14 protein-coding genes and 1 tRNA gene are annotated in these 13,938 nt (G+C 64.4%); 6 read left to right on the forward strand and 9 right to left on the reverse strand.

Annotated elements, in window-relative coordinates; genetic code table 11:
- Positions 1–19 precede the first annotated feature (19 nt).
- The 4 genes from ACEN98_RS00425 to ACEN98_RS00440 all read left to right on the forward strand — a co-directional run bounded on the left by ACEN98_RS00425 (position 20) and on the right by ACEN98_RS00440 (position 2,144).
- The gene (locus ACEN98_RS00425; RefSeq protein ID WP_413385928.1) at positions 20–781 is read left to right on the forward strand and encodes a cytochrome c1; all 762 of its coding nucleotides are present in this window, start codon (positions 20–22) and stop codon (positions 779–781) included.
- Positions 782–871: 90 nt separating this feature from the next.
- Positions 872–1,483, forward strand: a complete 612-nt coding sequence (locus tag ACEN98_RS00430) for a glutathione S-transferase N-terminal domain-containing protein (RefSeq protein WP_036231132.1) — start codon at positions 872–874, stop codon at positions 1,481–1,483.
- A gap of 90 nt (positions 1,484–1,573) precedes the next feature.
- Positions 1,574–2,047, forward strand: coding sequence for a ClpXP protease specificity-enhancing factor (locus ACEN98_RS00435; RefSeq protein WP_413380529.1), 474 nt, complete (start codon positions 1,574–1,576; stop codon positions 2,045–2,047).
- Positions 2,048–2,068: 21 nt separating this feature from the next.
- Positions 2,069–2,144, forward strand: a tRNA-Thr gene (locus ACEN98_RS00440).
- A gap of 73 nt (positions 2,145–2,217) precedes the next feature.
- Here ACEN98_RS00440 and ACEN98_RS00445 read toward each other — a convergent pair.
- The 3 genes from ACEN98_RS00445 to ACEN98_RS00455 form a co-directional block, all read right to left on the reverse strand.
- Positions 2,218–2,838, reverse strand: a complete 621-nt coding sequence (locus tag ACEN98_RS00445; RefSeq protein ID WP_413380530.1) for a DVUA0089 family protein — start codon at positions 2,836–2,838, stop codon at positions 2,218–2,220.
- 107 nt (positions 2,839–2,945) lie between these two features.
- Positions 2,946–3,974 (reverse strand): RNA 3'-terminal phosphate cyclase, encoded by a 1,029-nt coding sequence (gene rtcA, locus ACEN98_RS00450; protein ID WP_413380533.1) that lies wholly within the window; start codon positions 3,972–3,974, stop codon positions 2,946–2,948.
- 24 nt (positions 3,975–3,998) lie between these two features.
- Positions 3,999–5,234, reverse strand: coding sequence for an RtcB family protein (locus tag ACEN98_RS00455; protein WP_413380535.1), 1,236 nt, complete (start codon positions 5,232–5,234; stop codon positions 3,999–4,001).
- 186 nt (positions 5,235–5,420) lie between these two features.
- On the opposite strand from ACEN98_RS00455, the gene rtcR reads away from it, so the two are divergent.
- Positions 5,421–7,022: an RNA repair transcriptional activator RtcR gene (gene rtcR, locus ACEN98_RS00460; RefSeq protein WP_413380538.1), complete on the forward strand. Its 1,602-nt coding sequence runs from the start codon at positions 5,421–5,423 to the stop codon at positions 7,020–7,022.
- Between the two features lie 126 nt (positions 7,023–7,148).
- Positions 7,149–7,913 carry a GIN domain-containing protein gene (locus tag ACEN98_RS00465; RefSeq protein ID WP_413380541.1) on the forward strand — a complete coding sequence of 255 codons (765 nt, stop codon included), beginning with the start codon at positions 7,149–7,151 and terminating at the stop codon, positions 7,911–7,913.
- 1 nt (position 7,914) lies between these two features.
- Here the strand turns inward: ACEN98_RS00465 and ACEN98_RS00470 are convergent, their stop codons facing one another.
- The 6 genes from ACEN98_RS00470 to ACEN98_RS00495 form a co-directional block, all read right to left on the reverse strand.
- The gene (locus tag ACEN98_RS00470) at positions 7,915–8,238 is read right to left on the reverse strand and encodes a BON domain-containing protein (protein ID WP_413336863.1); all 324 of its coding nucleotides are present in this window, start codon (positions 8,236–8,238) and stop codon (positions 7,915–7,917) included.
- 91 nt (positions 8,239–8,329) lie between these two features.
- The gene (locus ACEN98_RS00475) at positions 8,330–9,424 is read right to left on the reverse strand and encodes a LytR C-terminal domain-containing protein (protein WP_413380544.1); all 1,095 of its coding nucleotides are present in this window, start codon (positions 9,422–9,424) and stop codon (positions 8,330–8,332) included.
- Between the two features lie 16 nt (positions 9,425–9,440).
- Positions 9,441–10,382: a type II secretion system F family protein gene (locus ACEN98_RS00480; protein ID WP_413380546.1), complete on the reverse strand. Its 942-nt coding sequence runs from the start codon at positions 10,380–10,382 to the stop codon at positions 9,441–9,443.
- 10 nt (positions 10,383–10,392) lie between these two features.
- On the reverse strand, positions 10,393–11,370 hold the full coding sequence (locus ACEN98_RS00485) for a type II secretion system F family protein (RefSeq protein ID WP_413336860.1): 978 nt from the start codon (positions 11,368–11,370) through the stop codon (positions 10,393–10,395).
- A 24-nt stretch (positions 11,371–11,394) separates the two neighbouring features.
- The gene (locus ACEN98_RS00490; protein ID WP_413380548.1) at positions 11,395–12,738 is read right to left on the reverse strand and encodes a CpaF family protein; all 1,344 of its coding nucleotides are present in this window, start codon (positions 12,736–12,738) and stop codon (positions 11,395–11,397) included.
- Between the two features lie 19 nt (positions 12,739–12,757).
- A complete protein-coding gene (locus tag ACEN98_RS00495) occupies positions 12,758–13,930 on the reverse strand; it encodes an AAA family ATPase (RefSeq protein ID WP_413336858.1) in 1,173 nt (390 codons plus the stop codon).
- Between the last annotated feature and the right edge of the window lie 8 nt (positions 13,931–13,938).

The raw sequence follows: 13,938 nt of genomic DNA on the forward strand, positions 1-13,938 counted from the left end.
TAGCCAAAGGACAACCATGATGTTTTTCTCGAAAAAACTGCTCGCGGTCCTGGCCCTGCTGCCCGGATTCGTGTTCGCGAACGAAGGGACGGTCGCGCTCGACCGGGCGCCGGAACGCACCGACATCGCGTCGCTGCAAAACGGCGCCAAGCTGTTCGTCAACTACTGCCTGAACTGCCATTCCGCATCGTCGATGCGCTACAATCGTCTGCGCGATCTGGGTTTGAGCGAAGACCAGATCAAGAACAACCTGCTGTTCTCGGGCGAGAAGGTGGGCGACATGATGACGATCGCAATGCGTCCCGCGGACGCGAAATCCTGGTTCGGCGCCGTGCCGCCGGACCTGTCGGTGATCACGCGCGCGCGCGCCTCGAGCGCGGGCTCCGGCCCCGACTACATCTACACTTACCTGCGTACTTTCTACAAGGACGACACCCGTCCGACCGGCTGGAACAACCTGGTCGTGCCGAACGTCGCCATGCCGCACGTGCTGTGGCAATTGCAGGGTGTGCGTACGGTCAAGATGGTCGAGGAACCGGATCCGCACGAGCCGGGCAAGACCGTGCACCGCTTCGCCGGCTTCGAGCAGGTGACTCCGGGCACCCTGAGTCAGCAGGAATTCGATACGCAGGTGGCCGACCTGGTCGGATTCATGGACTGGATGGCCGAACCGGCGCGCGATTTTCGCAAGCGCCTGGGCGCGATCGTCGTGATTTTCCTCGCATTATTCGCTTTCCTTGCCTGGTCGTTGAATGCTTCTTATTGGAAAGACGTAAAGTGAGTTGATTGCCCGGTTATAATGCGGGCAATGTCTATTCGGGGTGAGCCGCCTGGCGCTTCACCCCTTTGTTTCTTGAAGGAACTATAAACCATGATGGTTCTCTACTCCGGCACCACGTGCCCGTTCTCCCAGCGCTGCCGCCTGGTCCTGTTCGAAAAGGGCATGGACTTCGAAGTGCGCGACGTGGATTTGTTCAACAAGCCCGAGGACATCTCGACGATGAATCCGTACGGCCAGGTACCGATCCTGGTCGAGCGCGAACTGATTCTGTACGAATCGAACATCATCAACGAATACATCGACGAGCGTTTCCCGCATCCGCAGTTGATGCCGGCCGACCCGCTCATGCGCGCCCGTGCCCGCCTGATGCTGTTCAACTTCGAAAAGGAACTGTTCGTCCACGTCAACACGCTCGAAAACGAGCGCAACAAGGTGGGCGACAAGAGCCACGACAAGGCGCGCGCCGAAATCCGCGACCGCCTGACGACGCTGGCTCCGCTGTTCCTGAAGAACAAGTACATGCTGGGCGACGAATTCTCGATGCTGGACGTGGCCATTGCTCCGCTGCTGTGGCGCCTGGATCACTACGGCATCGAACTGTCGAAGACCGCGGCACCGCTGATGAAGTATGCCGAGCGCATCTTCTCGCGTCCGGCCTACATCGAAGCCCTTACCCCGTCCGAAAAGGTGATGCGCCGTTAACGCGCCACCTCCGTTGCACGCCAGTTTACGCCGCCGCAGGCGAATCGAAGTACACTGGCGTGTAACATCTCGCATCATTCCGATCACACCATGCCCGACATCTCCACCAAGCCGTACCTGCTGCGTGCCATTTACGAATGGTGCACGGACAGCGGCTACACGCCTTACCTGGCCGTCAAGGTCGACGCCGCCACCACGGTTCCCATGGAATACGTGAAAAAGGGCGAGATCATCCTGAACATCAGCTACGGCGCGACCTCCGGGCTGAAAATGGACAACGACGCGATCACCTTCCGGGCGCGCTTCAACGGCGTCTCGCGCGAGCTGTACATCCCGGTCCACAACGTGCTGGCCATCTACGCCAACGAAAACGGCCAGGGCATGGCGTTCGACGTGTCGACGACGGCCGCCGACCTGTCCCCGCCCGCACCGGAACCGGCAGCCGCCCCGGCCCCCGGCCTGGCTGCCGTCCCGGCCAAGACGTCCGAGGTGTCGCATGTACCCGACGACGATGACGAACCACCCAAAAAAGGTGGACGCCCCACGTTGACCCGGATCAAATAAGGGTATAATTCTGGCCACATTGCCGGCTTAGCTCATCAGGTAGAGCAGTTGATTTGTAATCATCAGGTGGCGGGTTCGAGTCCTGCAGCCGGCACCAAGATTCAGCGGTAAAAACAAAGGGTTACGCGCTCACGCACGTAACCCTTTTGTGTTTGGGCGTTCAGGGAAGCTTACGAACGCTTGCGGCGCAGCAGCCCGAGAACACCGATACCCAGCAGCGCCAGCGATGCCGGCTCCGGCACGCCCGCCGGCGGCGTCACGGCAGCCGTGTCGACGTTCAGGATATCGAATGCCCAGTGCCCATCGCGCTTGTCGCCGGCCGAGTCGACGAAGCCGTTGCGGAAGTTCTCATTGGCCACGCCATCGCGCGCGAAGCCATCGGCCAGGTTCAATCCGGCGGCGAAGTTGTTGAACTGCTGGACCGTCACCGTGTAGGTCCCGGCCGCCAGCGCACTCTTGTAGTTCACGTCATAGCAGCGGCCCGTCATGAGATCGGCGGCGACGTCGCCGCAGTCCGCATCATCCTGCTCGTAAAGCCTGGCACCCGTACCGTCGAATAGCGACAGGATCGGGTCAAAGCCGCCACGGGCGATCGTATCGCCGAGCGCATTCACACCGCCGGCGTACGACCAGCTGCGCAGGGTCACGGTCGACGTGCCGCTCACCGTGAACGTAAACCGCTGCACGTCGTTGTCATGGCTGAACGCCCCCGTGAAGGACAGGTTGGTTGCGTGTGCGGCAGTCGTCGCAGCGGCCAGCGCGACCATGCCGGCGAAAGTTCTCAATTTCATTTTGCTTCCCAGGTCAGTAGACACCGGAAAAGGCAGCAAAACCTGTGCCACATAAAAATGCAATTGATTTACATAGGGAATTTATTTTATGTCCAGAGAATGTAAAGTTATCCGACATCATTGCGCATTACCGTACAGCGGTCGACACCATCAAGCCGATCGAACGTGAACCGCACAGGCAGGAACGTCTCGATCACCTGTGCGTTGGTACGCGCATGCATCGACACCTCGTCCAGCGTAAAACCCCCTCCGCCGGCCAGCGCGAGCGGGAGCATCATCTGGTCGGCAAGATATTCCGCGAATGCCGCGTGCGACATCAGGTACTTGCGCGCGCGCTGCACGACCTGGCGCGCCACCTGTTCGGACGTGACGGACTTTTCGCCGAACGCCGTGAACACCTCCGTCGCATGTTCGTAGTCGAGGGTCAGCATCAAGGCGTTGCCCGGACCCTGATCGGCCGGCAGGGCGCGTATCCGTAGCTGGTCCTCGCCCCAGTTCATGGCCCTGCCGACGCATTCCAGTTCGCGCTGCCCGACCCGTCCCGGAATGCCGGCCACGAACGCCTCGGCGTACGCGGCACGGCGCTCGCCGCGCGTCATCCACATGTGCGGCCGGAGCAGCGCGCATGGCTCCGCGCGGGCGACGACGATGCCGCCGCCGGCCGGATAAAACCCGAAACGCTCCAGGTGGATTTCGATGCGGGCGCCCATCTCGGCCAGGCGTGGGCACCAGGCGCGCTGCAGGAATTGCACGGGCGGCGCCATGGGGTTGTGCGTCCCGCCCGCGAGCCGCAAGGTCGACGGCTGATCCGCCTTCAGCAGGGCCGGCAGCACGGTCTGCAGCACCAGGGTGCAGCTCCCGGCCGTGCCGATGGCGAATTCATAGTCGCCGCCGGTGATCGGCCCCGGCACGAACGTCAGGTCCTGGCTGCCGAGTACGGCGCCCGTCGCGTCGCCCCCGCACACCTGCAAGGCCGCCTGCACGGCCACGAGGTGCTGGCGCATCAGGCCGGGCCTGGCGCGATTCGCGCGGATGTTCCGGATGCGGAAGGACCGCCCCGTGATCATGGCGAGCGTCAGCGCGCTGCGCAGGATTTGCCCGCCGCCCTCGCCGGCCGCGCCATCCAGTTCGATCATGCCATGTCCTTTCATCCTCTCATTTCATCCCTTGACGCAGACGATCTGCTTCAGGGTATGCACAACTTCGACGAGGTCGCTCTGTGCTTGCATCACGGCGTCGATGTCCTTGTAGGCCATCGGGATCTCGTCGATCACGCCGGCATCCTTGCGGCATTCGACGCCCTCGGTGGCGCGCACCTGGTCGTCGACCGAATAGCGGCGTTTGGCCTCGGTACGGCTCATGGTACGGCCGGCGCCGTGGCTGCAGCTGTGGAAGCTCTCCGGGTTGCCCTTGCCGCGCACGATGTAGCTCCTGGCGCCCATCGATCCCGGAATGATACCCAGCTCGCCCTCGCGCGCCGACACGGCGCCCTTGCGCGTGACCAGCACGTCCTTGCCGAAGTGATGTTCCTTCTGCACGTAGTTGTGGTGGCAATTCACCGCTTCCACGTGCGTCTCGAACGGCTTCCTGATGACCGTGCGTACGGCCGCGATCAGGTTCTGCATCATCACTTCGCGGTTCATGCGTGCGAACTTCTGCGCCCAGCCGACCGCTTCGACGTAGTCGTCGTAGTGTCGTGTGCCTTCCTTCAGATAGGCCAGGTCCTGGTCGGGCAGGTTCGCCAGGTGCGTGCGCATGTCCTGCTTGGCGACTTCGATGAAGTGCGAGCCGATCGCATTGCCGACGCCACGCGAGCCGGAGTGCAGCATGAACCACACGAAGCCCTGCTCGTCCAGGCAGATCTCGATGAAGTGGTTGCCGGTGCCGAGTGTCCCCAGGTGCTTGTAGTTGTTCGTGTTCTTCAGCTTCGGCGTCTTCTGGCAGATGACGTCGAACTCGTCCTTCAGCGCCATCCACGCCTGGTCGACGGCCTGCGGCGGGGTGTCCCACGATCCTTTGTCGCGTCCCTTGAATCCACGCGTCTTCGGCGACATCCCGTGCGGCACCGAGCGCTCGATGGCGCTGCGCAGCGAGCCCAGGTTGTCGGGCAGGTCGTTCGCGCTCAAGGTCGTCTTGGCGGCCATCATGCCGCAGCCGATATCGACGCCGACGGCGGCCGGGATCACGGCGCCAAGCGTCGGGATCACGCTGCCGATCGTCGAGCCCTTGCCCAGGTGGACGTCGGGCATCGCCGCCATGTGCTTGTAGATGAACGGCATGCGCGCCGTGTTGGCCAGCTGTTGTTTGGCACCTTCCTCGACCGGGACGCCGCGCGTCCACATCTTGACCGGACGGCCGCCGTCCACGTTCAGGACATCGTAGTGTTCGGATTTCATCGTTGCTCTCTCCATGTGTGTCTCGTTGCTCTACCCCTTCCATTGCAAACGGCGTGCCACCTCCTCGTCGCGTCCTGAAGATGGCGCCAAGCCGCTGATTATCCAGAACATTTATTGTTGGTCCGTCGCTGCGGCAGGGCCGGACCTTCATGATAAATTTATCCTAATTTATAAAAATTTATATTCATGAAAAAGAAGAACACCGTGGTCATCGGCTTCATCGGCACCCAGCTCGACAACGGCAAGGGCAGCGCGCGCTGGGAGAAATGGCGGCCGACCGTCGCGTTGACCCAGCATGAGGATGTGGTCATCGACCGCCTGGAACTGCTGTACAACGGCGAGCCGACTCCGCTGCTCGACCAGGTCATGCAGGACATCGGCACCGTATCGCCGGAAACCAGCATCGTGCCGCGCCGGGTGGATATCGACGATCCCTGGGATTTCGAGCAGGTCTACGGCGCCCTGTTCGACTTCGCGCGCGCCTATCCATTCGAGCCCGACCGGGAGGAATACTGGGTTCACATCACGACCGGCACGCACGTGGTCCAGATCTGCATGTTCCTGATGACCGAAGCGCGCTATTTCCCGGGTTGCCTGCTGCAGACGTCGCCACCGCGCCGGCATGCGCCCGGTGCGCCCGGCACGCTGGCGCTGATCGACCTCGACCTGTCGAAATATGACCAGATCGCCCGGCGCTTCTCGCGGGAACAGCAGGATGCCGTGGCGTTCCTGAAATCTGGCATCGCCACCCGCAACGTGCGCTTCAACACGATGATCGACGAGATCGAGCGCGTGGCGATCAAGTCGCGCGCACCGATCCTGTTGATGGGGCCCACCGGCGCCGGCAAATCATTCCTCGCGCGTCGCCTGTACGAGCTCAAGAAGACGCGCCGCCGAGCGGCTGGACGCTTCGTCGAGATCAATTGCGCGACGCTGCATGGCGACGGCGCGGGTTCGACGCTGTTCGGCCACGTCAAGGGCGCTTTCACGGGCGCGATGTCGGAGCGCAGCGGCCTGCTGCGCACGGCCGACAAGGGTGTGCTGTTCCTGGACGAGATCGGCGAACTGGGTCTCGATGAACAGGCCATGCTGCTCAAGGCGATCGAGGAGAAGCGTTTTCTGCCGGTCGGCGGCGACCACGAGGTGCACAGCGACTTCCAGCTGATCGCCGGCACCAATCGCGACCTGGGCCGCGAGGTCGTCCATGGCCGCTTCCGTGAAGACCTGTTTGCCAGGATTAATCTGTGGACGTATGAATTGCCGGGCCTCGTCGAGCGCGGCGAAGACATCGAACCGAACATCGAGTACTTGTTGCGCGAATTCGGCGCCGAACATGGGCAGATGGTCCGCTTCAACAAGGAGGCCCGCGACCGCTACATGCGGTTTGCGATGTCGCAGGAAGCGCGCTGGACGGGGAACTTCCGCGACCTTTCCGCGTCGATCACCCGCATGGCAACGCTGGCCGAGTCCGGCCGGATCAATGACGCCATCGTCGAGGACGAAATCAAGCGCTTGCGGCAGCTCTGGCGGCCCTTCCGCGACGTCGCCCAGGCAGCGACCGATCTCGACGCGCTGCTGGGCACGGACGCGGCGGCGCAGCTCGACCAGTTCGACGCACTGCAACTGCAGGCCGTGGTGGGGATCTGCCGCCAGTCGCAGTCGCTGTCGGACGCGGGCCGCAAGCTGTTTGCCGTCTCGCGCACGGCCAAGCGCCAGCCGAACGATGCTGACCGTCTCAAGAAGTATCTGGCGCGCTTCGGCTTGTCCTGGGACGACGTGCATGCTTGAGGGCAGCATGGCGCGGCGATTTCACGGCCTGTACCGCCAATGCTGCGTTCTGTCGCAATCGACAGGTTGCCTACGAGGTGTTTGCCTATAGTGATTCCATCAGACCACTATTTGGAGACCCCGAACATGAACAACCTGATCAAGAGCGCCTTCCTCGCCACGACCCTGGCCCTGAGCGCGCATGCCCTGGCCGACGACCTCGTCCGCGAAAACCGCACCGTGGATGCGAACGTATCGAAGGTACGCCTGGGCGGCGTGATCCGCCTGAACCTGCACCAGGGACCGACGCCGTCGCTCGTGGTGTCCGGCGAACGCCGTTATGTGACGAAGGTAACGACCACGCAGCGCGGCGACACGCTCGTGATCGACATGGAAAACAATACCCGTTTCGAAGGCAACAGCAAGAACGAGTTGCGCGCCGATCTTACCGTACCGAACCTGCGTGAATTCGTGTCGCAGGGCGTTGGATCGAGCGAGGTCTCCGGCTTCAGCGGCGACAAGCTGAAGCTCGCGCTGGACGGCGCCGGCGCCGTGCGCTTCACGGGACAATATCGCGACGTCGACGCGCGCCTGGGCGGCGTCGGCGGTCTCACGCTGAATCCCGGCCAGGCCGACCGTATCGAACTGCACCTGGGCGGCGCCGGCCATATCACCGTGGCCGGCCAGACCAAGGTCTTGCGCGCGCAACTGGGCGGCGTCGGCGGTCTCGACGCTCAACAATTACGCGCAGAAACCGTCGACCTGGATATGACCGGCCTCGGTGGCGCCAGCGTGTACGCGAAGACGGCGGCCAACGTCAATCTGAGCGGCATGGGCTCGGCCACCGTCTACGGCAAGCCGGCCACGCGCAACGCGACGACGAATGGCTTCGGCAAGGTGAGCTGGCAATAAGTCAGCGGATGACCGTGTCGTTCTTGACGGCCTTCACGCCGTTCACGCCACGCGCGATTTCCACGGCTTTCTGGGCGGATTCGCGCGAATCGACAAAGCCGCTCAGTTGCACCGTGCCCTTGAAGGTTTCCACCTGCACCTGGGTCGCCTTGACCGTCGGATCGGCGGCGAAGGCCGCTTTCACCTTGCCGGTGATCACGGAATCGTCGATGTATTCGCCCGTGCCTTCGCGGGTCGGCGTCGGCGCGCAGGCTGCGAGCGACACCAGCAGCGAGGTTGCGAGAACTGACTGGGCAATGGCGGACTGAAAACGAGTGAGCTTCATGGCGATTCTCCCGAGTTATCAAGAATTTTATTATTCCGAATTTCGGTGGAGCCTGTCGCCCGCTACTGTTGTGAAAACGGCACTGCCACGTTCAGGGGGCATCGGCCCGGCCAGCCTGCGCCATCAGCGGACCCGTCGGCGGTCTTGCGACGATGCGCTGCAGCGGCAAATCGTGGCCGATGACGAGGCGCACGTCGGCGTGCCCTGGGAGGCCGACCTCGACCGGCTCGCCCGTGCCGACATGCCGGGCCAGGCGTTCCGCCGCCATCCGGAACGCCGGCTGGTACTCGACGCGCGTCTGGCGCACGTCGAATCGTTTTTCATTCGTCAGGCGCACCACTTTCAGTCCCGGATCGCTCAGTTGGCGCGATACGAGCCGCGCTAGGCCCTGGCGGCCGTTGCCGTTACTGATCTCGAGCCTGGCGACCGCTTCCGGTGCGAGCGGCTGGGCGGCCGCGCCGGCGGCGGGCGCGCTGTGCAGCGCGGCGGCTTTTGCCGGTGTGCGGCGTAATTCGAGGATGCCGTCGTCCCTGCGGATCACTTCGACGGACGCCCATGCGTCGTCGTCGGAGCGCCGGTCGGTCCGGACCGCCTGCTCGATGGCCGGCAGGCGCGTGCCGCCGTTCGCCGTCGCATAATCGGCGCGGAAGTCGTGTTCGCGCAAGGCTTCGGCCTGGCGCAGCATCTGCTCGCCGCGCTCTTCCTGGCCTACCTTGAGCAGCGTCTCGCCCAGGTATTGCCAGGCGCGGTGGTTGAGCGGATCGAGCAGGCAGGCTTTTTCGAGCGCGACCTGGGCCGCGTCGAGGTCGCCGCTGAGCAGGTACGCATAGCCCAGGTTGGAAAACAGGAAAGCGGATGCGGGACCGGATGCCATGGTGACGTCACGGGTCAGATCGCGCCAGATCGGGATCGCGCGCGCGAAATCGCGCTGCTCGGCGTAGGCGATCGCCAGAGCGTTGCGCGCATTGACGTGCCTGGCGTCGACGCGCAGCGCGGCCTGGTAGGCGGCGATTGCGTCGCCGTAGCGGCGCGCGAGGTACAGGTTGCGGCCTTGCAGATAACTGTCGTCCGCCGCCGGGGATGCCGGCGGGCCGGCGTACGGCTGCGGCGGTGGACTGCTGCAGGCCAGCAGCAGCACGCCGCTGCACAACAATGGCAGGTTGTAGAGACGGGTACGCGCGCGCATGACAATCTCCGTTCGTTCAGTTGGAATGACCGAGGGCGCTGCCGAAGAGCTTGGTAATCTGGATGCCGGCAGGCCCCAGCAGTACCACCAACAGGGTCGGGAAGATGCAGAAGATGAGGGGAAACAACAGTTTCAACCCGATCTTGGCGGCCGCCTCTTCCGCCACGATGCGGCGCTTGCCGCGCAGCGTTTCCGAATACACGCGCAAGGCGTCGCCGATGCTGGTGCCGAAACGCTCGGACTGGATCAGCATGGCGACGAGCGAGTCGACGTCGTCCAGCCCCACGCGCAGCGCGAAATTGCGCAACGCTTTTTCCTTGCTGAAGCCGGCGCGCATCTCCATCAGCACCAGTTGCAGTTCCTGGCCCAGCGTGACGCTCTTGATGTGGATCTCGGCGGCGACCTTGACAAACGCGCGCTCGAGGCTCAGGCCCGCCTCCACGCACACGGTAAGCAGGTCGAGCGCGTCGGGAATGTTCTCGAAGATGTCGCGCTTGCGGCGCTTGACGACGCGGTCGAGGATCGTGTTCGGCAGGTAGTAGCCGCACGTCGCCGCGAGCAGCAGCAGGAACAGAACGCCGAGCTCGGCAATGGTGGCGGGCACGAAAGCCAGTACGATGCCGACCAGCGCGGGCAGGCCCAGCGCGAGGGCCGTCTTCGATGCGAAGTACAGCGTCGGCGCCGCCGGGTTGCGCCAGCCGGCGTTCATGAAGCGCGTGCGCAGCGCCGACTTTTCCCAGCCCTCCTCCGGCACCGACAGTTTGGTGAGCGGCTTGGCGGCGCGCGCCACGCGTTCGATCCAGCCGCTGCGTTCCGTCTGGTCCTCGTTCGCACGGCCCATGAAGCTCGCCAGCCGGGCACGCAGTGCGGCGGGCGCGAACAGCACCGCCGCAAGCCACGCGAGGCAGCAGACGACCAAGAAGACGATCAACAGGAACAGCAACTGCGCGCGAGTCATCGATGTCTCCTCAGATGTGGATGCGGATCACCTTCTTCAGCCAGATCACGCCGATGATGATCATGACCAGCGCCGTCCAAAGCATGTTCACGCCCAGCGGATCGGTCCACAGCACCTTGACGTACGTGGGATTCACCAGTACCAGCATGCCCCCCACGGCAAACGGCAGCAGCCCGAGGATCCAGGCCGACATGCGCCCTTCGGCCGACAGGACGCGGACCTGCGCCGCCAGCCGCAGCCGGCCACGGATGATGTGGCCGATGTTGCTGAGGATCTCGGCCAGGTTGCCGCCGGTCTCGCGCTGGATCAGGATGGCGATGACGAGGTAACGCAGGTCGGTCAGTGGAATGCGCGCCGCCATGTTGTGCAACGCTTCGCCCAGCGGCACGCCGTAGTTGATTTCCTCGCGCGCGATGCGGAACTCGCCGCTGAGCGGTTCCGGCAATTCGTTGCCGACGATTTGCAGCACGTTTGAAAACGAGTGCCCCGCACGCAGCGCGCGCGCGATGAAGTCGGCGGCGTCGGGCAGTTGCTCCTCGATGCGCACGAGGCGGCGCATGCGCGCGCGCCGCACCAGCAGCAGCGGCACGTGGACGCACAGCAGGACGATCGCGAGGCGCACCGGCAGCGGCATCGGCCACTGCATCACGAGGTAGGTGGCCGCCAGCATCGTCGCGACGGAGCACAGCAGGAAGCGCTCGACCGACCACGCGATGCCGGACTGCACCAGGAGCCTGTCGAGGCGGTGCGCGAAGCGGAAGCGCTGCAGCAGGCGGTCGACGAGATCGTGCCGGCCGAAGCGGCGCGACTTCAGGATCGAGATGCGTTCGGCGCTGCGGCCCTGGTTCCCCGACATCAGCTGCAACCGGCGTGCGATCCGCTGGGCGCTGGCGCCATGCGTGCTCACCCACCATAGATAGACGCCTTCGATGCCGAGGATGACGGCGGCGAACAGGAAGACGATGAATCCGTAGAAGAGGATGTCCATGCGTGACTTTCGCGGCGATGCGGTTCAGGTGAACACGCGGTCGGGATCGAAGGTGTCATCGGGCACCGCGGCGCCGAACATGCGCAGCCGGTCGGCGAAGCGCGGCCGTACGCCGGTGGCGCAGAAATGGCCCTGCACCTTGCCGTCGGCGTCGATGCCCGTCTGCTCGAAGCGGAAGATTTCCTGCATCGAGATGATGTCGCCTTCCATGCCGGTGATTTCCTGCATGCTGACGACCTTGCGCGTGCCGTCGGCCAGGCGCGAGGCCTGCAGGATCACGGTGATGGCGGAAGCGATCTGCTGGCGGATGGCGCGCGGCGTCAGGCTCACGCCGGCCATGCCGACCATGTTTTCCAGCCGCGCCAGGGCGTCGCGCGGCGTGTTCGCGTGGATGGTCGCGAGCGAGCCTTCGTGGCCCGTGTTCATGGCCTGCAGCATGTCCAGCGCTTCCGGTCCGCGCACCTCGCCCAGGATGATGCGGTCCGGGCGCATGCGCAACGAGTTGCGCACGAGCGCGCGCTGCGTCACTTCGCCCTTCCCTTCGATGTTGGGGGGGCGCGTCTCGAGGCGCACGACGTGCGGCTGGCGCAGCTGGAGTTCGGCCGCATCCTCGATCGTCACGATGCGCTCGTTGCCCGGAATGAAGCCGGAGATCAGGTTCAGCATCGTCGTCTTGCCGCTGCCGGTGCCGCCCGAGATCAGGATGTTCACCTTGGCGAGGCCGAGGCTCTCGAGGACCTTGATCATCGGCGGCGTGACGCTTTTATAGTCGAGCAGGTTCTGTACCGTGAGCGGCGTCGCGCCGAAACGCCGGATCGACACCAGCGGCCCGTCGACCGCGAGCGGCGGGATGATCGCGTTGACGCGCGAACCGTCCGGCAGGCGCGCATCGACCATCGGACTCGATTCGTCCACGCGCCGGCCGACGCGCGAGACGATCTTCTCGATGATCTTCATGAGGTGCGCGTTGTCGTGGAACGACACGTCGGTCAGTTCCAGGCGGCCGCGCCGTTCGACGTACACCTTGTCGTAGGTGTTGACGAGGATGTCCGAGATGGTCGGATCGTTCAGCAGCGGTTCGAGCGGGCCGAAGCCGAGCATCTCATGCTGGATATCGAGCACGAGGTGGTGGCGCTCCTGCTGGTTCAGCACGATGCGCTCTTCCTCGATGATGCGCTGGACCAGCAGCGCCAGCTCGTGCTTGAACTGCTCGCTCGTCAGGCGCTTCAGGCGCTCCAGGTCGATCCGGTCGAGGATCATCTGGTGCATCGTTTTCTTCAGTTCCGCATAGGCTTGTTGCGCCGCAGCCGCTACGGGCTGATGCTGGCGCTCCTCGTCCTTCACGGACAGGCGTTCGCGCAGGGACATGGACGGCTCCTTGAAAAGATCAATCGTCTTCGCCGCGCCCGAACAGGCGGTCGAACAGACCCTTCGCCTCGGGAATGCGGCGTGCGGTCACCACTTCGACCAGGTCGGCCAGGCTGCGCGCGGCGGCGCTGCCGCGCGACAGCTGCAGCACCGGAATGCCCTGGTTGACGGAGTCGGTGACGGCGATGTAATCGTTGGGGACGGTGTGCAGTACTTCTGCGCCCAGCGCCGCGTGCAGGTCCGCCAGGCGCAGCTTGCCGCCCTTTTCGTAGCGATTGACGATCAGGCGGATGTGGTCCGTCAGATAGCCGAGCGAGCGGAAGATGTCGAGCAGGCGCCGGGCGTCGCGGATGTCCGGCAGGGCCAGCTGCAGCACCGGGTAGATGGCGTCGGTGCTGTCGAGAGCGCGCAGCGACACCGCGTCGATCTGGCGCCCGACGTCGAGCAGGATGTAGTCGTAATGCTGGCGTGCGACGCGCAGGATCGTGTCGATGTGTTCGGGTTTCGCCTCGGTCGTCTGGCCCGGGTCGTCGGCGGCCGCCAGCACGCCGAAGCCGGGCGCCACGTGGACGAGGCACGATTCCAGGAACGGCCCGTCGATGCGCGCGATCTGCTGGCACACGTCGGACAGCGTCATGGCCGGTCTCTGGTCCGACACGTACAGCGTGGCGTCGCCGAACTGGCGATGCAAATCGATCAGCAACACCTTCTTGTCCGCCAGCGTGGCCAGCGCGTAGCCGAAATTGGTGGAGATGAAGGTGGCGCCGCTGCCGCCCTTGCAGGCGATGAAGGCGAGTATCTTCCCGTCGCGCGTCGCGGCCACGCCGGCGCTGGCTGCAATACGGTCAATCGCCTCGTGCAGCGCGCGGTGCACCAGCGGCAGTTGCAGCACTTCGCGCACGCCGGCGCGCATGGCACGGATCAGGAGGTCGGGGTGATGATTGTCGGTCAGCAGCATGAAATGCGCTGCCGAGTAGTGGCGGGTCAGGCGTTCCAGCAAGTCGCCGTCGGCGGCATCCGCATCGCTGATATCGACGATGATCAGGCTCGGACCATCAGGCAGCGGACGATCGAGCGCATCGCGCAGGCTGGCGCGGCTGGCGGCGACATGCAGCGGCGGTACGCGTGCGGCACCCTGGGAGGCGATCTCCGCGTAAAGCTGGGTGTCGCGGCTGATCAGAAAGGCTTTCATCGTGGTCC

The organism is Massilia sp. CT11-137, assembly GCF_047302885.1.
Classification (GTDB): domain Bacteria; phylum Pseudomonadota; class Gammaproteobacteria; order Burkholderiales; family Burkholderiaceae_D; genus Telluria; species Telluria orientalis.

Bases quoted from the DNA above. Each gene is read 5' to 3' on its own strand.
- ACEN98_RS00425 (WP_413385928.1), top strand. From the start codon at position 20: ATGTTTTTCTCGAAAAAACTGCTCGCGGTCCTGGCCCTGCTGCCCGGA.
- ACEN98_RS00430 (WP_036231132.1), top strand. From the start codon at position 872: ATGATGGTTCTCTACTCCGGCACCACGTGCCCGTTCTCCCAGCGCTGC.
- ACEN98_RS00435 (WP_413380529.1), top strand. From the start codon at position 1,574: ATGCCCGACATCTCCACCAAGCCGTACCTGCTGCGTGCCATTTACGAA.
- ACEN98_RS00445 (WP_413380530.1), bottom strand. From the start codon at position 2,838: ATGAAATTGAGAACTTTCGCCGGCATGGTCGCGCTGGCCGCTGCGACG.
- rtcA (WP_413380533.1), bottom strand. From the start codon at position 3,974: ATGATCGAACTGGATGGCGCGGCCGGCGAGGGCGGCGGGCAAATCCTG.
- ACEN98_RS00455 (WP_413380535.1), bottom strand. From the start codon at position 5,234: ATGAAATCCGAACACTACGATGTCCTGAACGTGGACGGCGGCCGTCCG.
- rtcR (WP_413380538.1), top strand. From the start codon at position 5,421: ATGAAAAAGAAGAACACCGTGGTCATCGGCTTCATCGGCACCCAGCTC.
- ACEN98_RS00465 (WP_413380541.1), top strand. From the start codon at position 7,149: ATGAACAACCTGATCAAGAGCGCCTTCCTCGCCACGACCCTGGCCCTG.
- ACEN98_RS00470 (WP_413336863.1), bottom strand. From the start codon at position 8,238: ATGAAGCTCACTCGTTTTCAGTCCGCCATTGCCCAGTCAGTTCTCGCA.
- ACEN98_RS00475 (WP_413380544.1), bottom strand. From the start codon at position 9,424: ATGCGCGCGCGTACCCGTCTCTACAACCTGCCATTGTTGTGCAGCGGC.
- ACEN98_RS00480 (WP_413380546.1), bottom strand. From the start codon at position 10,382: ATGACTCGCGCGCAGTTGCTGTTCCTGTTGATCGTCTTCTTGGTCGTC.
- ACEN98_RS00485 (WP_413336860.1), bottom strand. From the start codon at position 11,370: ATGGACATCCTCTTCTACGGATTCATCGTCTTCCTGTTCGCCGCCGTC.
- ACEN98_RS00490 (WP_413380548.1), bottom strand. From the start codon at position 12,738: ATGTCCCTGCGCGAACGCCTGTCCGTGAAGGACGAGGAGCGCCAGCAT.
- ACEN98_RS00495 (WP_413336858.1), bottom strand. From the start codon at position 13,930: ATGAAAGCCTTTCTGATCAGCCGCGACACCCAGCTTTACGCGGAGATC.